Origin of the sequence: Dapis brunnea BLCC-M229 (assembly GCF_050015995.1) — a bacterium.
Classification (GTDB): Bacteria; Cyanobacteriota; Cyanobacteriia; order Cyanobacteriales; family Microcoleaceae; genus Trichodesmium.
The window spans coordinates 2,991-3,344 of the sequence record NZ_JBNHEP010000239.1 but is presented as its reverse complement, the minus strand read 5'-3'; the positions used below and the strand labels follow the sequence as shown (position 1 = coordinate 3,344).

At 49.2% G+C, this 354-nt stretch carries 1 protein-coding gene; it reads left to right on the top strand.

Annotation, left to right across the window (positions count from 1 at the left end; translation table 11 throughout):
* The coding region (locus ACP6PM_RS27550; protein WP_426590086.1) for an Ig-like domain-containing protein at window positions 1-354 on the top strand (354 nt) is incomplete at both ends.

Sequence of the window (354 nt, the reverse complement as noted above, 5' to 3'; positions counted from 1 at the left end):
CCCACAGCAGAAGACGACACAGCCACAGTAGCCGAAAGTGGTACAACCAACATTGATGTACTAGAAAACGACGACTTTGGCGGAGACGGAGCCGGCACAATTACCATAGATGGAGTCACAGGAGGCACAGCCACAATCAACGATGGAGGCACACCAGACGACCCCACAGATGACACCATAGACTTTACTCCCGACCCAGACTTCGATGGAAACCCCACCATTAACTACACAATCACAGATAGTGATGGAGATACCAGCAGTGCTATAGTAGACATTACAGTAGAATCAGGTCCAGAGCCAAACCAACCCCCCGTTGCCAACAATGACAACAGCACAACATTTATTAACCAACCA